An 18,065-nucleotide genomic window follows, 5' to 3' on the forward strand; every position below is an offset into this window, starting at 1 on the left:
TCATGACTCACATCGATATGCCGCTGCTGATCGGCCTGATCGGCATCGCCCTGCTGTTCGATCTTCTCAACGGGCTTCACGACGCGGCCAATTCGATCGCGACGGTCGTCTCCACGCGTGTGCTCAGCCCGCAGGTCGCGGTCGTCTGGGCAGCCTTCTTCAATTTCATCGCCTTCATGGTCTTCAGCCACAGCGTGGCGGCCACCGTGGGCAAGGGCATCATCCTGGCCGACGTCGTCGATGCGCAGGTCGTATTCGGCGCGCTGATGGGCGCGATCGGCTGGAATCTCATCACCTGGGGCTTCGGCATCCCGTCCTCCTCCAGCCATGCGCTGATCGGTGGCCTGCTGGGCGCGGGCATCAGCAAGGCCGGGATCGATGCGATCGTCTGGTCCGGCGTGCTGAAGACGGTGGCGGCGATCTTCCTTTCGCCGGCCATCGGCATGGTGCTGGCGCTCGTGATGGTGCTGATCACCTCCTGGTTGTTCCGCGGCTTCACGCCGGCCGGTGCCGATCGCGTCTTCCGTCGCCTCCAGCTGCTTTCGGCCGCGGCCTATTCGCTGGGCCATGGCGGCAATGATGCGCAGAAGACGATGGGGATCATCACCGTGCTGCTCTATTCGCAGGGCATGCTGCACGGCGAATTCCACGTGCCAACATGGGTCGTGCTCGCCTGCCAGGCGGCGATGGGCATCGGCACGCTCGTCGGCGGGTGGAAGATCGTGCACACGATGGGCTCGAAGATCACGCGCCTCTCCCCCCCGCAGGGTTTCTGCGCGGAAACGGGCGGCGCACTCACCCTCTTCATGGCAACGCTGGGCGGTATCCCCGTCTCCACCACGCACACCATCACCGGCGCGATCGTCGGCGTCGGCGCGTCCAAGCGCATGTCGGCGGTGCGCTGGGGCGTCGCCTCGAACATCGTCGTCGCCTGGTTCCTGACGCTGCCGGCCGCAGCACTAATGTCCGCCGCGGCCTATTTCCTGGCCGGCCTGTTCGCCTGAGCCCCGGCGCCGGGGCGGCCGGCCCCGCATCATGCCTCCCCCGTGGAGGCATGGCGGACATCATGGTCGGGGATTCCCGGCCCCGCCGCGCTCGGTTAGGATGGCGCCATGTCCGCGCTTTCCGTCACATGTTCGATCCTCGGCCAGCCCTGGCGCTGGCGCAGCCTGGCCGGGGAAGCGGATTGCGCGGCCACTGATCTGACCGATCAGTTGCTGATGTCCCGCGGCGTCACGCGCGATGCGCTGGCCGTACATCGCGAGCCAACGATTCGCGGCTTCATGCCCGATCCCTCCATCTTCCGGGACATGGACGTCGCCGCGGAACGGCTTGCGAAGGCGGTGGTCGAGCGGCAGTCCGTCACCATCTTCGGCGATTATGACGTGGATGGCGCCACCTCCTCGGCGCTGCTGATCCGCCTGCTCCGCGCGCTGGAACTCAACCCCGGCTCCTACATCCCGGATCGCCTGCTGGAAGGCTATGGCCCGAGCGGCGATGCACTCGCCGGAATCGCGGCGGGCGGCGCGGATCTGATCGTCACGGTCGATTGCGGCGCGCAGGCGTTCGACGCGCTGGCGCGGGCGGCAGAAACGGGCGTCGACGTGATCGTCGTCGATCATCACAAATGCACGGCCGAGCTTCCCCGTGCGCTCGCCCTCGTCAATCCGAACCGGCTGGACGAGGAGGAGGGCGCCGCGCACGGCCATCTCGCGGCCGTCGGCGTCGCCTTCCTGCTCGGCGCGGCGCTGCTGCGCACGCTGCGCAGGCGTGGCTGGTTCGAAAGCCGGCCCGAACCCTCGCTGATGGAATTGCTCGATCTGGTCGCGCTGGGCACGGTGGCCGATGTCGCGGCGCTGCGCGGGCTGAACCGCGCCTTCGTGTCGCAGGGCCTCAAGATCATGCGGAAGGGGCGCAATATCGGCCTCGCGGCGCTCGCCAGGGCGGCCGGGCTCACCAAGCCGCCGACGGCCACCGATCTGGGCTTCGCGCTCGGCCCGCGCATCAATGCCGGCGGCCGCGTCGGCAAATCGGATCTCGGCGTGCGCCTGCTCGTCACCGAGGACGAGGGCGAGGCGGACGAGATCGCCGCCGAACTGGATCGGCTCAACGGCGAGCGGCGCGCGATCGAGCAGATGGTGACGGAGGCCGCCGAACAGATCGCCGCCACGCAGGGCAATCGCGCCGTGGCGGTGGTGGCGGGGGAAGGCTGGCATCCGGGCGTGATCGGCATCGTCGCCGGCCGGCTGAAGGAAAGGCTCGGCCGCCCCACCATCGTGATCGCGCTGGATGGCGAGACGGGCAAGGGATCGGGCCGATCGATCGCCGGCGTGGATCTGGGCGCAGCCGTGCTGGCGGCCAGGGATAGCGGCCTGCTGGTGGCGGGCGGAGGCCACGCAATGGCGGCGGGCCTCACCATCGATGCGGCCGCCGTGGATGCGCTCGCCACCTTCCTCGACGATCGCCTCGCCGCCGATGTCGCGCGCGCGCGTGATGATCGCGCCCTGCTGTTCGATGCCGTCGTCAGCGCACGCGGCGTGGCCGGCACGCTGGTCGACGCGCTAGACGCGGCGGGCCCCTATGGCGCGGGCTGGCCGGCGCCGCGTGTCGCAACCGGGCCGGTGCGAATCATCAAGGCCGATATCGTCGGCAATGGCCATGTTCGTGCGATCGTGGCCGGCGATGATGGCGGCTCGATCAAGACGATCGCCTTCCGCCAGGCCACCTCTCCTCTGGGCCTCGCGCTGCTCGGCGCTGGCCCGCATCGCCGCCTGTGGCTGGCCGGCCGTGCGCGGCGGGATGACTGGTCGGGGGGCGACAAGGCCGAATTGCATATCGACGATGCCGCCTGGGCCGATTGAATATGATCGGCTGCGTGCGCAAGGATGGATCGCACAGGTTGACCTTCCGCCTCGCCTTCCCTAAGCGCCCCGGACCCGGACGGCCCCTTCGTCTAGCGGTCTAGGACGCGGCCCTTTCACGGCTGAAACACGGGTTCGATTCCCGTAGGGGTCACCAGGCTTTTCAAGGACTTAGCGCCTGACGTTGTCCGCCTATCGATTTTTCATCGAATAAACGGGGGCGGACGTAAGCGCATTTCGACGAACACGGAGGCCGCGATGCGGCATCGCGCCGTATGATGCGTTGGCTCCCAGACACCGCTTATTTGATCGGTAGCAGGTCATTTTGCCATCACCCCTAATATGTAGGTTGGTGCAACGCAGGAGCTCGCCCTCCTGTATGACTTGTCAGGGTTGTCGGCTCCCGCCGGAAGGCGGAGGCGATGAGTTCGGATCCCTAGGAAGGCATCGGTAATCAGGCCGAATCGGTAATCTCGCAAATCGCTGAGCCGGACGTCCGTCCGATCTTTCCGTTGACTTCTTCAAGCGCGCGATTCAAAACAGCCGCCGGCGGCGGCGCGGGAACTCCCGTGCCGCCGCTTGATTCCGTCGGGGTAGGAATCGATTGTGATAGGGTTGCAGTGACGCCGATCCGGCCGAAATTTACGAATCCGCCTCTTATCGAGCGGGCTATTTCTGTTCATTTTGCGGAGTTATCAGGCTTCACTCTCGGCGATTACGGTCTGTTCTGGTCGATTATCAGGGACGGGTTCCCGCTTTCAGAGTCTGCGGGGCGGACGCCACCCAATATCGAGCAATACGACGGATTTCGGCCGGCAGAGCAGCAAATTTCGATAGTAGATGGCGGCTCTCTTCCGCGCGCTCTGTTTCGCAATGCAACGTCTGGCGAACTCGTTCAAATTCAGCCTGATCGTTTCACCTTCAACTGGATAAAGACCGGCGTCGATCACGCCTATCCGCACTCCGAGGTGACGCTGGAGCGTTTTTTCGATTTACTCACTCTCTTCGAGAGGTTCGCGGCAGATCGAGGGCTGGGAGCGCTGCAGTTCGATCAATGCGAGCTTACGAACGTCAATGTGGTCCCAGTCGAAGATGTCGGAGAGACTCTTAGCGATGTGGCTACAGTCGTTAAGCTACCGGACGTTGCAAACCCTTGCCGTTCGGTGCGGCTTGAGCAGCAGATAGTTGGTTCTCGCCATATTTTTACGGATGAGGACGGACGTCCTTTGGGGCGAGTGCATACGATGGGTCAGCCAGCGATCCGAGCTCAAGACAGCGCGTTGGCGTTTCGTCTGGACATCGTTGCACGCGGTGCCCCGCTGAGCACTGGGCGCAAGGGCCTAGAGGATTTTTTCAATCTCGCAGTTTCAGCTGTGAACGGAGTTTTCCTCGCGAGCGTAACGCAAGCAGGAAGAAAATTTTGGGGAGAGCAAGATGGCTACAGCATTTAGTGCTACCCTCACCGAATACAGGCCGCAGACGCAGTTCCACGAACTGAGCTTACAGGCTGACGCATATTTTTCCCCGCCCGAGAGGGAGGGGTTTGCCAGCGTCCCGATCTATCAAATACCGGCTCCGGTCGTATTGCCCTTCGGCGCGGATCGCGCGGCGTTTCGTGCTGACTATCAACAGTGGCTGGAAGATTCGGAACTCGACTCGCTTCCAGACGACATGCGCGACCATGACAGCTATCGAGCCATCGTGGGACGCGGCGACCGCGCGATACCTTGGATCGCCTCGGCGCTGCGCCGCCAGCCGTCTTTCATCTTTCTTGCATTGGAAGAAATTACGGGAGCCGATCCGGTCACGGCAGAGGCTCAGGGCAATCTCGGTGAAACCGTGCGGATTTGGCTGAAGTGGCTGGAGCGCTAGATAATCCAGGCACTCGCGCTTGGGCTATTCAACGGTTTCCAAGGCTCGAAGGTACTCACTTTGAGATCACCAGCCCATGCGACGCTGTTTATAACTGCATCGCATGGGCGGCTGGGAAAAATCAGGAATTTTGGTGGCCCGGGAAGGGGAATTGGCCCCCGGGCGCGCCTACTACTGATACGCGTTTGGCGTTTATCAGGGCGTTTGAGACGATCGGCTACGCTGCTTGTGATGACGGCGAATGGGAAGACGGTTTCGAGAAAATTGTGCTTTACGAGAAGCTTGGTCGGCCGAAACATGCCGCGCGAATGCTCTCCGCCGACCGCTGGACCAGTAAGCTTGGCCAAGGCTACGACATCACTCACACTTTGGACGGTTTGAATGGCAATCAGTACGGAAAGCCAACGCTTTTCATGCGGCGGCCCGTGCAACCGGTGCTCGCAACGCTGTGAACAAATGCCAAGGCGACGGGGTTTGTAAGCAAGGCAGTCCCGGACGCGTTTAGAATACACCTCACGGGGGTATCTTCCGCCCGGCGATCCCGAAATGCACGCGCCGGTTTGAGCTTCTAAGCCTCACCCGATCATCGAGGACAAAGCGCCCGCCACACGCTTCTCAACCCGCTGGATCGCAGCGCGGCTGACGCCATACTCTTTCGCCAGCACGCCCAGCGACGCCCCGGTCGCCCGCCGCGCCCTGATGGTCTCCTGCTGCGCCTTGGAGAGCGCCGTGGGACGCCCGAGGGCCTTCCCCTCAGCCTTGGCCCGGGAGAGGCCCGCCTGCGTCCGCTCGATTAATAGGTCGCGCTCGAACTCCGCCACTGCGCTCAGGACGCCCATGGTCATCTTGCCGGCGGCGCTGGTGAGATCGACGCCTCCGAGCGCGAGGCAGTGTACGCGGACGCCTTCCGCCGCCAGCCGCTCGACCGTGGCGCGCACGTCCATCGCGTTGCGCCCGAGCCGGTCCAGCTTGGTGACGATCAGCACGTCGCCGTCCTCCATCCGGGCAACCAGCGAGGCGAAGCCTTTGCGCTCCATCGCAGCCACTGACCCCGAGACGGTCTCAGCTACGACCCGCTTGGGCTCCACGGCGAAGCCTGCCGCCTCGATCTCATGGGCCTGATTGTCGGTGGTCTGGTCAACGGTGCTGACGCGGCAGTAGGCGAAGGTGCGAGCCATGGGACGATGATCTCCCGTATCGAAATCGTGGCTCTCATTTACAGAGCGGATCGAAACCCCGTCAAGCTATTTTCCGATGCAGTCTATGAATGGGGCTCGCATCCGGTCGTTTCCGATACAAACGTCGAACCTGTTGCTGGGTGGCTCTTCAACTAGCGTGACGCATGCCATCACTTGCCAGCGGGGATCGTCGCCAACTTGCCGTCCATATCAGCGCGCCCGTTGTGCGGATCGCTGTAAGCCGGATTGGTCGTCAGTGCCTTATCCGTGAGCGTCGCGAGGAACGCTTCGACATCGGCGATCTCGGCGTCACTGATCTCGAAGCCCGTGATCAGCGGATCGCGCAGCGGGCTCGCGCCATGCGGCCCCTTGGCCGCTCGTCCCCCAATGGCATAATGGTCGCGGATCACCTCGGCCAAGGTCGCGATCGAGCCGTCGTGCATGTAGGGGGCCGTAATCGCCACGTTCCGCAGAGAGGGCGAGCGGAAGCGGCCCTCGTCGTCGGCTATGCCGGTGATCTCTCGCGCGCCGGTGTTGAGCTTCGGATATGCGCCCTGCCCGTCCTCGTTATAGAGACCCGTATTGTGGAAGCCGAACTCGGGGAACGGCGCATCCGCACTTTGGAAATTGTCGCTGAAATTGAGACCGCCGTGGCAGTGTGCGCACTCCAGCCGCTCGCTGAAGAAGAGCGCCTCGCCGCGCTTGGCAGCCGCCGAGATCGCATGGGGATCGCCGCCTCTTTTGTAGCGATCATAAGGACTGTCGAACGAAATGATCGTCTTGATGAACGCCGCCAGACCACCAGTCAGCGCTTCGAGATCGAACCGATCCTTGTCCGGAAAAGCCGCCTTCAGCAGGGCGAACATCGCCGGGTCCCTCGTCAGCGTGTCAAACAGCTTTTCCTCGGTGCCGCCCATCCCCATTTCGACGGGCGTCGAGCCGAACAGCGGGATCAGCGCCTGCGCTTCCAGCCGGCTGAGCGCCGGATTAGCCCAGTTGAGCGCGGGCATCCACGCCAGGTTAACGATGCTCGGCACGTTGCGAATGCCGTCATCGCCGTGGACACCGACATGGACGCGTAGGCCATCGGTGAAAGCATGGGCCTGTTCGTGGCAATTCCCGCACGAAAGCGACCCGTTCGAGGAAAGGCGGGTGTCGTAGAAGAGCTGTCGACCGAGCGCGATCTTGGCGGCGCTCATGCCCGCCACTTCCTCGGCTGGAGGCTGAGGCACCCAGGACGGAACAGCGAAGCGATAGGTCTGCTGCCGTGCCGCGCCCATGACAAATAGCGCAGCACCGAATGCCATGAAGGCGTGCAGCAAGCGACGTCCCGCCATTGGACAGCCAGCCTTCTAGCGCTTCGAGAAGGCGCGCTGCGCAGGCGCGGGCTGACCTGGGAAAGGCAGACCGAACGCCGCGAAGATCGGCCCACAATCCGGATCATCGCCAGACATGCAGCCGGGCGCGGTGTTCGGCGTATTATGCCCGACATCAGTGCCGGACAGGATCGCCGCAAGATCGACGACCACCTTGTCCTTTGCGGGATCGAACTTCTCGAAGCGGACTGCCGCGCGGTTCGGAACGGAACAAGTCGCGGCCGGCCGCGCCGTCATCGCTCCGGCTCCGCATCCCGTGCTGCCGATATGGACGGCGAAGCCGGTCTGCCGACTCATGCCCTTCATGCCAGCCATGCCGCCCGTCCCGGGCAAGTCCGCCATCGGCGCGCCGACCGTCTCCAGATCGACCTTGAAGAACCGGTAACCGGCCTGCCAACTCCAGAACATCGCGGTGAAGTTGAGCGGCGATTTGGCGATGGTCGCATCGCCGTGGTTGAGATCCTCCGGCAGCCCAACGCGGAAAGAGAGACCGACATAGGCGCCCGCCGGCACCTTGCCTTTCACCGCTCGATTGATGCCGGAATTGCCGCCGCGACATGGCCCCGATCCGTCTTCCAGATCGATCAGCGCCACATCGCGTTGCTGCCAGAGCCCATCTTGGTCGAGCTTTACCGGCGTCGAGTGCCCCTTGCCGTCGATCAAAGCCACGTTGGTCACATAGAAGCGCAAGTCAGTGGGCCGGACGGTCGCAGCGGGCTTGCCGATTCCGGCATAGGTCTGACCGCATCGAAAAGGCGTGGCGCCGACCACGCCCTCGAAGTTGATCTCGACCTGTCGGTCAGCGGCGGCTGTCGCTGCGAGCAAAAGCATCCCTGTCAGCATCTTTTTTCCCTCGTCTGGTCAGGCTACAGCGGGCGCGCGGAGCCCAAGCCAGCGGCGCGTGCCAGGAACTCTAACCAGCAACAGCTTTTCGGTCGCGAGCACGAGCAGTAGGGTCGCACCGAACATCGGCAGATAAATGCCGAGCGCCACAATGATGGCGATTAACCCCAAGCCAAATCGCGGACGGCTGAGCGGGATCGGTGCCCCGAGTAGTCCCGTAGGCCGACGCCGCCACCACATTACCATTCCAGAGACGGCGAGCATGACAAGGAACAGCGCCGTCAGCGTGCCGATGATCTGATTGAGCAAACCGAACAGCGCGCCCTCATGGACGGCGACGCCATATCCGACCATCTGATCGATCCAGTGGCGTTGTTCGAAGTCCGTCCGCGATATGACCCGCCCGGTGGCACCGTCCACCTTCATGTCGCCGCGCAGTGGCCGATCAGCGGCGTTTGACGACACCGACCACGCTCCGCCTACCTTTTTGGGCGGTGAGATCTGGACCGGCGGTGCCAGTCCTGCGGGAACGGCTGCGGTGATAACGCGCATAAGATCTCCAGGGCGCATCATTTCCGCGACTGGCATCGCCATGCCCGCCATGTGGCCCATTCCCATATGCCCGGCGTGCTCACCACCGCCGTCACCGGCGTCCGGCGCCTTGCCTCCGATCGTCCAGTCGATAGGTCCGGATGCAGTCCCAGTGATCTGTCGGATTTCGCCGAGATAGCTTCCCCACGCCTTAGCCCAGGGAAGCCCGGTCAGGATCAGGATCAGAGCGAAAAACGAGACCCAGATTCCGGTTGTGGCGTGGATGTCCCGCCAGAAGATACGAGATCCACTGCGCAGCCGGGGATACAGCACGCCGGCAACACCCTTCGCGCTTCGGGGCCACCAGAGGTAGAGTCCCGTCACGATCATCACGATCGCCCAGCAAGCTGCTATTTCGACAAGATAACTGCCGACTGGCCCCGCGAGCAGCTCGCCGTGGAGATGAAACACCAGCCGAAGCGGCCGGCTTTCCTCGACCGCCACGTTGAGCACCTCGGCCGTCGCCGGGTGAACATACACCCGACTGGCCTCGCCATCCTTTTGGACAAGGATCTGCACAGCGCTATCGAAAGCCTGCGGAAGTTCATATTTGGCGAAACTGGAGCCGGGAACAGCCTCCAAGGCGGCCGCAACCTGGGCGTCAGGCGTGGCGGCGGCTCCATTCAAGGCTAGATGCGTGTAAGGTCGATCAAGCCAAGCTTCGATCTGCGGACGCCAGAGATAGATAGCCCCGGTCAGAGCCAGCCAGATCACGAACGGAATGCAGAATAGGCCGGCGTAAAAGTGCCAACGCCATACCGAATTGTAGAAGGTGGGCTTGCGGACGAGCGTGTCTGTCATGGATGACCTCCTCAGAACCGCGTCTTGACGCCGGCGAACACGCTGCGCGGGAAGCCCGCGTAGATGGACCCGGTGGTGTTCATTAGCGTGGTGGCCGGGTTCTGCTGACCCGTCGCCACGTTCAGGCTGTCCGAGATGATCGAGGCAGACCCGACATAGGTCTTGTCGAACACATTCTGGACCGATGCGAAGAAGCTCATCCGGGACCACACGCCCAGGCCCTTCGGAGGATCGTAATGAAGGTTGAGGTTGACCAGCGTGATGTCAGGGATCTTCAGCAAGTTGCCATTGTCGATGAAGTAGCTGCTGCGATAGCTTAGCTCTGCAAACCCGCCGAGGCCGGCGAGCGGTCCGTCGGGCTGATCATAGCCAGCGCGGCCGTTGACGAACGTTGGGATCACGCCGGGTATGTGGTTGCCGTCGCGATCGAACTGAGCCGAGACTGCGCCAGAGGTCAGCCGCTCGACATAATTCGTATAGCTCTGGTGGTTGTAGCTGTAGGCGGCCTCAAGCTTCGCTCCAGGCAGGATGCTGGGCAGAGGTTTCCAGGCAAGCCCAAGCTCCACGCCCTTATGGATCGAGCGCGGGGCGTTGGTGACGTAGTTGAGCAAATTGACGCCGGCCGACTGGCTGAGCTGCTCGTTGCGGAACCACTCATAATAGCCGGTGAGTTCGGCCTTGAGATTGTCGCTCAGGGCCAGCTCCGCACCGAGATCGACGCCGACATTCTTTTGCGTCTTGAGCGCGGTATTGTTGCCGGGCACTCCTTGATCGGTAACGAACAGGTTTCCCGCCTGGGGGATGCCGTAGCCGGTGCCGACCCGCGCATGCAGCCGAACCGCTTTCGTGGCCTGCCAGAACAAGGCCGCCTCGGGTGCGATGTTGAAATAGTGGCGGAGCGCCGGGATCAGCGTCAGTGTCGGATTGGCGTTGACCGGATAGGTATAGGCCGTCTGACGAACGTTCAGGATCGACCGTTCCACGCCGATCCCAGCGATGAACTGGAGGCTGCCGGTGAGCGTCAGTTCCTGCCGTGCCCGTACACCCATGTTACGCACGTCGCCAAACACGGTCTGGGTCAATGCGCCGAAGCCGTTCCGGCCAGCCGGCGTCTTGTTGAACGAGTAGCTCTGATTATCGAGATAATTGTAGAAAACGCCGAGGAAGCTTGTGCCCTCCAGCCCGAACAGGCCGCCGCGATAGGTTAGGTCCGAGGTGATGTTGTAGCTGTCGAGCGTGCCCTTGAACGGGGTCGCGCTGGTCGGTTGATTGACGACACGGCTGTCGAACGTAGCCTGCGTCCGCCAAGTGAGATCCGAGGCGAAGTCATGCTCGTAGCGCGCGCCGATGATCGTTCGGCGGTCGTTGCGCGCGAGGTCGCCTTCGGTCGCCGTTTGGGCGATCCGGGTGCCATTAATACCGTTCGCCAGCACAGAGATGGTGCCGCATCCGGGAGCAACCGTCGCGGCGACCTTGCAGCCGTCCTGATAGGGGTTCTGCAGATACTGGTTGTAGGAAAGCCGGGTCGAGAGCTGGAACTCGCCCTCATTGTAGATCACCTTGGCTGTCACTCGATCGCGATCGGACAGCGCGTAAGTGGCGAGCGCATTGATGGTGCCCGTCTCATAATGATTATGTTCGGTCGAGCCATCGGCGCGGACGAAGCTACCGAACACCGCATATTCGAAGTTGGGGCCGGCATCGCCGACCGTGCCGTAGAGGCTGGCATAGCCGTAGCTGCCGCCATCGAGGCCGATCTCCGCGCCTTTGATGTCGCGCCCGCGACGCGTGCGGAAATTGACCGCTCCGCCTATGCCGTAGTTTCCATAGCGGGCGGAAGACGGGCCGCGAACGATGTCGACCGCGCCATAGGCATGTGGATCGGTCAGATCGAAGCGCGCGAGGCCGTCCGGCTGAGTGACAGGAAAGTCGTCCTCGAACACCTGGATGTTGCGAGCCCCGAAGCTGTTGCGGGCGTTCGAACCACGGATTGAGACACCGACGTCGCGGGGACCATTGCCCTGGATCACCGCGATGCCGGGCGACAGCTTCACGATGTCGGCGATGGTGGTTGCCGGCGTGTTTCGAAAGGCGGTGTCGGCAACGGTGGTAACCGTCTGTCCGGTCACTTGCGTCGTGAGCGACAACGCTTTTCCGGTGACGAGGATTTCATCGCCAGTTACTTCTGACGTACGGCCGGGAGCCGACGATGCGGTCGCGGTCCGACCAGCAGCGGAGTCGTCTTGTCGAGGTTCGTTCGTGTCGAGCGCCTGCAGTTCAGCATCGATCGCCGCACGCTGGCGAAGCAGTTCCGCCCGTCGCTCCGCTGTGGATTGCGCATCGACGTGCGCGGCCGCCAGCGCCGCCACCGATATGGCGGCGAGCATCTTCATCTTGATCATCGATGGTCCAATTTTGGGCGCGCCGATGAACGGCGCGTGCCGAGTGTCAGCAGTGCCGGCGTAGGCCGACACGATCGTGCTTCTCGCTTACGGAGCGAACAGCAAAGGCGCGCTCGATACGCGAGCGCGCGACACCGTTTAGAGGACTGGTGGACCTCTCAGAGGCGGCCGCAGGTACGGACGAGCCCGGGCGAGCCGACCTTGCGCAACCGGGCTGAAGGCAACCGTAACGACGATGAAAATGATCGCCGCCGCAAGCAGGGCGGGATCCACGCTCACGCTGGAATGTGCGGTTGCTGCTCCGAACGCACAGGGCATTTGGTCCCTGCTCGACTTCTTGGTTGGCTCTTCGTGGCCACTGTGGTGCCCCATCATGGGCATGTGCATCGACTGCATGGGCGTCGTCGCCATGCCATCGCATAGTTCGACGGTCGGAGCAGAGCCATTCCAGGCCAGCATATAGCCAGTGGGAACAACTGCTCTGATCAGAAACACAGCCGCGAGAAGCCACAGAGCGGCTAGATGTCGCGAGCGCGCAAAGGCACGAAGGTTCCCCACGGACACACGTTAACGCATTCTGCGCTGCAGCGCATCATGGATTTGCAATTTTGCCCCAGTTTGCCGATTCGAGCGCGTTTACGTCGGCGGTGGGAGCAACATCATAGGATTCCGTCCTTTTACGCAATTGTCGCGCGTTATTCTAAACGAAGGGAGGCGCTGCGGTTCTTATTTAATGTCTACGGAAAAGAAGTGCGACTTCGTCGCAATCCCTATCTTGGGCTTCTGAACAGGCGACCGGCAACCAATCTTCGGACGGGTAGCAGATCGCCCGCGCGCCGGCTCTCAGCCGCACGTCATGCTGCATGTTCGTGCTCCAATGCAGTTCAACTCGCCATCCGCACATACCAGAACGGAGATAGAGCATTGTTGCAATCGGAAGATCGCGGTTGTCGCGTGAGTGCAATCTTGAAGGCGATCCATCGCCCCTCGCTTTTAAGCTGGTATGCCGACGCAAATGAAAACGGCGAGAGGCTGACGCCTTAAAAGTTGGGGTCGAATAATTGCTCTTTGGTTGTTGGACGCTTCGGAAGGTTGAGCATGCCAAGAATGACAAAAAAGACGGCCATGTAAAAGAACACCGTCCCGACCGATGGGGGGATCCAACGGCTCACGAGCAGGTTGATCACGCCCCACCAAACTGACATGCGCGAAGCGCCATCCCAATCTTTTTTTGTCATGTTATTTTTATATCCAAGAAACGCGCCACTATTCACCGGTATAGGTTCCATCCGGCTGCATTTTGCAGCGGGAGCCAACCACGTAGCTCCCGTCTGGGCACATTTTCGTCGAGGTCGAACGACCAGCGTTACCGGTGCCGATAAACTGGCCATTCGGAGCGAGACGAGGCGCTCCGCCTACGTATGCGCCATTGGGCGCTAGCGTCGGCGTTCCTCCCACAAATCGGCCATTCGGCGCTAGTTTGCATTCGCCCGAGACATAACTGCCGTCCGGGCACACCCCAGCGAACGCAGCGCTTGGAAGCGAGATAATTCCGATCAAAGCGACGAGCTTCATACCATTCCCCCTGCTCTCCCGGCCGGAGCCGGGTGGTTGAACACGTGCGAGCACGGGGCAGCACGCCTCCCGTATTCGCCAGGAGGCTATTGTATTTCGGGAGCCGCCCGACAGAGCGGACCCGTGCTCAGCGCGTCATGCGCACCGCCAAGGCTGTTCAGACCCGGACGGATAAAATTAAGCTATGCCTGTTTCGGGGAGACATCAAGCAGCATGCCTCTGGTGGCCATCAGATCCGTCTCCAGCTCGATAGCGACCTGAGGCCGTCTTCAATTATCGGGACAGGACAGGTCGTCCTGCGCTGGATCGGCGCGGGCAATCCGAATGACACGACACCTCAACTTGGTGTCGGAGCCGAACGAAGCGTCAACCTCGCAGAGCGGCGAGCTGTGCCCTCGCCGAAGCGAGAATCCGATCCGCATCGCGACGCTGACGAATAGCCTCCTCAGTCCAAGCGCCATTTGTGAATGCCCCATTGCGCGACCCGTGAGGGGCGCCGCTTCCAACGGCACCGCCATGCAGCCTGCAGCGCGCTTTACCCTTTGTCGCCGGTGACTGACACGGCTTTCCGCTTCGACCCTTTGCCAGACAGCGCGGCGCAGCCCGAAGGTTGGCCAACCGCATCGCAGCGAGTTCCATTGGCGGTGTCGATAGGGAGAGAGCTTGGTCCATGGGGTTGGTCGTTGATTTTCGCGGAACCCCCCTCGATGTGAATATGCTGATGTCGGTGATCATGGCGCTCCTGCTTCACAATTATGCGCTGCTGGCTCGTTTTGCCTTGAAGACCAGATAGCGTCTGAACTTGCATGGCGACCGTGCGGCCGAGCTTTGCCGATAATGCTGCGTCCGGATGGCGGATCTGCATCGTCGACAGCGTGTCAGTTGCCAAACGCATCATCATAAGGTGCATGGCAACTGCGCCAACAGCGACAGCGCACTGCGCTTCGTTGCGCGGTCGAAAACCGGCCACCATGTTGAGAGCGGCGAGCAGCTCTGCGTGCGACGGGACATTCTGTCCTGTTTGCTCATGTAACTCTGTGCGGCACATCTGGGCCAATTGCCCCAGGTGATATGTTGCCGTGACGACTGAGCCCGTCCCAAATAGGTCACACAGCATGGCCTCCCAGCCATCTTGGTCGTCATGGGGCGGGCCGAGTGCATAACCCTCTTCGGTAACGTCGATCGCTAGCCCGAGGCTTGGTCGCCGCTTGCCGGTGCGGACGCGGGCGGCGGCCCCCGCGCGGCGAATATCCTCCGGGGGTGATGAGCGCGGTTGCAGCGGCACGGGCGCTTGGCGCGGAGGCGCGCTACGCGCCGGGGTCGAGAACTGAGGTACATTGCAACCGTGAGGCCGCCACGAGCTCGAAAAGCTGGCCATAAGGGCCTCCGTATCGTTCAACGCGGGAGGTGGCGTCGTCCCGGCTGCCGTCGCGGCGCCGCTCGTATCAAGTGCTCTCTCGTCAGCCATGCGGCAGCCCTCTCGCTTCTGACCGAGAAGGCGAATGCTCACTCTCGGTAGGCTCGCGGCTCGGGTCGGTGCATTGGGAGAGGTCAGCGAGGGCAATGTGCCAGGGCGACCCTGGCCCATATTCCCGCCCACGGCGAGCGCGGGCCGCACGGTTGATGTTCTCAGAACTGGACGAGCGCTTCCCGATCACGATCCCGCCTTTGGCCGGCGTCCGGAGGCCGAAGGCGAGGTGCGTCTCTGTGCTGGCCTCTTTCACCACGTAGTCAATCACGTGGCGAAGGTTGATGAGGTAGTCGTTGCGGGACAGCGTGTCTCCCAGTGCCGCTTCATACGACTTTCCAACCGCGCTGCTGTCGACCAACCCCGCCGCCGACTTAGCGCCGCAACGTTTCAGCCAGCCGCGATGTCGACGGAAGAACTCCCGGCGGACGGTAGGGGCCAGATGCAGCAGCAGGTGAACATGCTGCCCGACGACCTCTCCGGGCTCCTGCACCCAAACATGCGCGGTCTCGACGCCTCGGCCTCGCAGCCAGCGTTTCGCGTGCCTCAGGAACTCCCCGGTTGCTGAAACGCAGTCGGTGATACCGCCCAGTTCAAGGTCGATCGTGATAAAGGCGTTCAGAGGCAGACCCATCAGGATGGCCTCCTGCGCGGCTGAGATGATCTCCCGGACGCGAGTGTTGCTTAGTGCTGCGGTGGCTACATGCGAACGTGTTACTCCGCCGTGGCGCCGCGTACCCCGATCCTCAATCCGAAAGCCAAATTCAGAACTTGATGGCGAACTGATCTCTGCCGCGCCCACGTGTACGCACGAGGCATCGGCTGAAATCAGCGTAAAATCAGCGTGTTCGCCTTGAGAATTATCTTCTCGGATCGCCTCAACGTGTTCAAGATTGCAGCCGATGCTTGGGCCGCCGATAAGATAGTCGAGCGTCACGGTCTTGCTCCGACGAACCGTTGCAACGATTCGGCCTGCACTAGCGTGCGGCGCCCGATACGCGTCACTTGGAGGTCGCCCCTTGCGATCGCGGCGAACATTGATGTTCTGCCAAGCGAGGACACGCGACAAGCTTCTGCGATTGAATACGCTAGTGGCGAAAGTTCAGACATTTCCGGACTCCTGGTAGAACGCCGCTGGCGTTCGCGTTGGACCGGCAGAGTATCTATCGGCGCCCTAAACGTGCCGCAAAGCTGAATATCCGCAAATTCCGTGCCTACTGTGGATCGCGATCCGCACGCAGTTTGTCCAACGCGATTTGGCGCCTGGTGAGGGTGTCCTTCCACTTCGACCATTCAGCCTCAACGGAACGCGGGCTAATACCAAAGGTCTGGCCGGCCTCAAATTTGGCGCGTTTAAGCTTCCCGTGTTGGTCCGCTCCAACACTCTGAAGGTGTTTCGCGATCGCCAGTCCGGCACCTGCCATTCGCGTCTCGTCGACGGCGCCGCGGGCCGCACGTGATAGTCCGGGGTGCTGACGCACGACGACGCGCCGCCCTGACTGCGCGGTTAAAACGCGCAAAAGCCTTTCAAGGTCAATTTTGGTCAGTCTTTCGGCTGCCAGCATCAGGGCCTGAAGCTCTGATGGAAGAACGTACTTACCGAGGTACAATCTAAGACCTGTTTTTGATGGATCGTCGGAACACAAATCCAACAAATTATTACGAAGTTCCGAGTCGGGTACGTATCCGTGATGCAACAAATAAGCGGCAAAGGCGGTCAAATCTCGATAGGCAAGCCCGACATAAACTTGAAACCAGTGAGGGACTTTCCCCGATTCTACCCTCCATATAAAGCGTCGATCTTTAAAGGGCATGCGCTGATTATATAACGATTTCACTAATTGCCCCCCCTAATTCGCTAAATCCGGGCGCGGCTCAGAAGATATTAGTGGTACGACGGCCCGAGCAGCTAACTCGTCCAATCCGTCAGCGATATATCGACCATAGTGACGTTCAATCATTTGGACCGAGGTGTCATGAATTGACGCAACTAGGCGGATGGGGAGATTTTGACGGATTGCCCGAACAATGCTCGAGTGCCGCAAGGCGTAGGGGACAGTTTCCTCCGACAAGTGAGCTATTTGCCGGATACGCGCCCAAGGTCGCACAATTTCAGCGGGCGTGAGCCACGCGCCACGACTGGCTCGTTCCCATCGGATCGTCCCAGATACCTGCCTTTTTCGCCAACGCTCGAGCAGGTTAGCAGCGAGTGGCCGATTTAGAATTGGCGTGAGAAGGCTCAATATATCCGGTCCGACCGCCACCGGCACGGTGCCGCGACGCTCGCCCCACCCTTTCCGACTGACCGGCACCATAAGACGAAGGGACGCTTCTTGAACGTCACCGACCCGCATTCGAACCACTTGTGAAAAGCGAGCTCCTGTCGCGGCGAGAACGGCAAACAACCGGAAGAGGTCTCCTTCCCACCCTTGTTCTGAATCGACCTGTCTGGCGGCTTCCAGCACCAGCTTCACTTTCTCATCGCTCAAAAGCTGATTGGGACGGGCCAGATCGTCTGCAGGCGCCTCATCACGCTTTCGCGGACGCAAGCCATGCTTCACGATCGCAGGTAGCATGGTCGGCAAAGCGCTGCGGTTGGCTGCATAAGCCTCATTCAACGCTGCTTTGAGATCATTGGTTAGGCGCTGTCTGGACGTGTGTTTCAGCGAGATCGGAAGTCCGTCCAGCCACTCGTCCAAGTGGCGCTCGTCGAGATCCCTGAGGGAGATGGATGCAAGCGGCGAAGGATCAATCGCGCTTCGCTTACCTGAACGCTCTCGGCCGATTACATACTTGCGAAGCCGGTTGTGAGCATCGGAGTGCGTCGGGCGCCCCCGCCGCATCGCGTCGCGTGCGTCCCGAGCCGCTATATAAGTTTCGAGCGCAGTAGCGACGTTGATTGGGGGACTCTCGACGCCTGAGCGAGCTTCGACTCTGGCTTTTGAAACGACTGAGCGGGCGGCTTTGATTGCGGCAGTAAAGTCCAGCGTTCCCTCATGCAGCTCGTCATCGGCGGTTCCGAGCGGCCGTTGTTGATAGCCTTCATCCACACGCCAGCGAACCAACCACTTTCCGCCGCGGCTTCCCTTCCGATAACC

Annotated in this window: 17 protein-coding genes and 1 tRNA gene; 7 read left to right on the forward strand and 11 right to left on the reverse strand. The window is 61.8% G+C overall.

The genetic code is table 11. The annotated features are described in order from the left end of the window. Nucleotides 1-2: 2 nt before the first annotated feature. The 6 genes from DI605_RS01145 to DI605_RS01170 all read left to right on the forward strand — a co-directional run bounded on the left by DI605_RS01145 (nucleotide 3) and on the right by DI605_RS01170 (nucleotide 5,185). A complete protein-coding gene (locus tag DI605_RS01145) occupies nucleotides 3-1,004 on the forward strand; it encodes an inorganic phosphate transporter (protein ID WP_293968067.1) in 1,002 nt (333 codons plus the stop codon). Between the two features lie 108 nt (nucleotides 1,005-1,112). Continuing rightward, nucleotides 1,113-2,861, forward strand: a complete 1,749-nt coding sequence (gene recJ, locus DI605_RS01150; RefSeq protein WP_293968070.1) for a single-stranded-DNA-specific exonuclease RecJ — start codon at nucleotides 1,113-1,115, stop codon at nucleotides 2,859-2,861. An 81-nt stretch (nucleotides 2,862-2,942) separates the two neighbouring features. Next, a tRNA-Glu gene (locus DI605_RS01155) sits at nucleotides 2,943-3,018 on the forward strand. Between the two features lie 412 nt (nucleotides 3,019-3,430). After that, nucleotides 3,431-4,312 (forward strand): TIGR04255 family protein, encoded by an 882-nt coding sequence (locus DI605_RS01160; RefSeq protein WP_293968071.1) that lies wholly within the window; start codon nucleotides 3,431-3,433, stop codon nucleotides 4,310-4,312. Continuing rightward, on the forward strand, nucleotides 4,296-4,733 hold the full coding sequence (locus DI605_RS01165; RefSeq protein WP_293968073.1) for a hypothetical protein: 438 nt from the start codon (nucleotides 4,296-4,298) through the stop codon (nucleotides 4,731-4,733). Before DI605_RS01160 ends, DI605_RS01165 begins: the two co-directional genes overlap by 17 nt. A 185-nt stretch (nucleotides 4,734-4,918) precedes the next feature. After that, complete coding sequence (locus DI605_RS01170; RefSeq protein ID WP_293968075.1) at nucleotides 4,919-5,185, forward strand: hypothetical protein; 267 nt, start codon at nucleotides 4,919-4,921, stop codon at nucleotides 5,183-5,185. Nucleotides 5,186-5,308: 123 nt separating this feature from the next. On the opposite strand, the gene DI605_RS01175 is transcribed toward DI605_RS01170, so the two are convergent. The 6 genes from DI605_RS01175 to DI605_RS01200 form a co-directional block, all read right to left on the reverse strand. Next, complete coding sequence (locus DI605_RS01175; RefSeq protein WP_293968078.1) at nucleotides 5,309-5,911, reverse strand: recombinase family protein; 603 nt, start codon at nucleotides 5,909-5,911, stop codon at nucleotides 5,309-5,311. Between the two features lie 170 nt (nucleotides 5,912-6,081). Next, a complete protein-coding gene (locus DI605_RS01180) occupies nucleotides 6,082-7,248 on the reverse strand; it encodes a methanobactin export MATE transporter MbnM (RefSeq protein ID WP_293968081.1) in 1,167 nt (388 codons plus the stop codon). A 15-nt stretch (nucleotides 7,249-7,263) separates the two neighbouring features. Further along, entirely contained in the window at nucleotides 7,264-8,130 is an 867-nt protein-coding gene (locus tag DI605_RS01185; RefSeq protein ID WP_293968084.1) for an MbnP family copper-binding protein, read from the reverse strand. 18 nt (nucleotides 8,131-8,148) lie between these two features. Then, nucleotides 8,149-9,522 carry a PepSY domain-containing protein gene (locus DI605_RS01190; RefSeq protein WP_293968085.1) on the reverse strand — a complete coding sequence of 458 codons (1,374 nt, stop codon included), beginning with the start codon at nucleotides 9,520-9,522 and terminating at the stop codon, nucleotides 8,149-8,151. 11 nt (nucleotides 9,523-9,533) lie between these two features. After that, complete coding sequence (locus DI605_RS01195) at nucleotides 9,534-11,924, reverse strand: TonB-dependent receptor (RefSeq protein ID WP_293968086.1); 2,391 nt, start codon at nucleotides 11,922-11,924, stop codon at nucleotides 9,534-9,536. A 1,040-nt stretch (nucleotides 11,925-12,964) separates the two neighbouring features. After that, entirely contained in the window at nucleotides 12,965-13,240 is a 276-nt protein-coding gene (locus tag DI605_RS01200) for a hypothetical protein (protein ID WP_293968088.1), read from the reverse strand. A gap of 396 nt (nucleotides 13,241-13,636) precedes the next feature. Here DI605_RS01200 and DI605_RS01205 point away from each other — a divergent pair, with 396 nt between their 5' ends. After that, nucleotides 13,637-13,939 (forward strand): hypothetical protein, encoded by a 303-nt coding sequence (locus DI605_RS01205; RefSeq protein WP_293968090.1) that lies wholly within the window; start codon nucleotides 13,637-13,639, stop codon nucleotides 13,937-13,939. Here the strand turns inward: DI605_RS01205 and DI605_RS21475 are convergent. The 5 genes from DI605_RS21475 to DI605_RS01225 form a co-directional block, all read right to left on the reverse strand. Further along, nucleotides 13,866-14,138, reverse strand: coding sequence for an HGGxSTG domain-containing protein (locus tag DI605_RS21475; protein ID WP_367120024.1), 273 nt, complete (start codon nucleotides 14,136-14,138; stop codon nucleotides 13,866-13,868). The two genes, DI605_RS01205 and DI605_RS21475, sit on opposite strands and share 74 nt — an antisense overlap. After that, nucleotides 14,035-14,784, reverse strand: a complete 750-nt coding sequence (locus DI605_RS01210; protein ID WP_293968093.1) for a hypothetical protein — start codon at nucleotides 14,782-14,784, stop codon at nucleotides 14,035-14,037. Before DI605_RS01210 ends, DI605_RS21475 begins: the two co-directional genes overlap by 104 nt. A gap of 175 nt (nucleotides 14,785-14,959) precedes the next feature. Next, a complete protein-coding gene (locus DI605_RS01215) occupies nucleotides 14,960-15,904 on the reverse strand; it encodes a hypothetical protein (RefSeq protein ID WP_293968095.1) in 945 nt (314 codons plus the stop codon). Nucleotides 15,905-16,181: 277 nt separating this feature from the next. Beyond that, nucleotides 16,182-16,781, reverse strand: a complete 600-nt coding sequence (locus tag DI605_RS01220) for a hypothetical protein (RefSeq protein ID WP_293968098.1) — start codon at nucleotides 16,779-16,781, stop codon at nucleotides 16,182-16,184. Between the two features lie 36 nt (nucleotides 16,782-16,817). Then, a complete protein-coding gene (locus DI605_RS01225) occupies nucleotides 16,818-18,032 on the reverse strand; it encodes a site-specific integrase (RefSeq protein ID WP_293968100.1) in 1,215 nt (404 codons plus the stop codon). Between the last annotated feature and the right edge of the window lie 33 nt (nucleotides 18,033-18,065).

The organism is Sphingomonas sp. (assembly GCF_003248515.1).
Taxonomy (GTDB): domain Bacteria; phylum Pseudomonadota; class Alphaproteobacteria; order Sphingomonadales; family Sphingomonadaceae; genus Sphingomonas_I.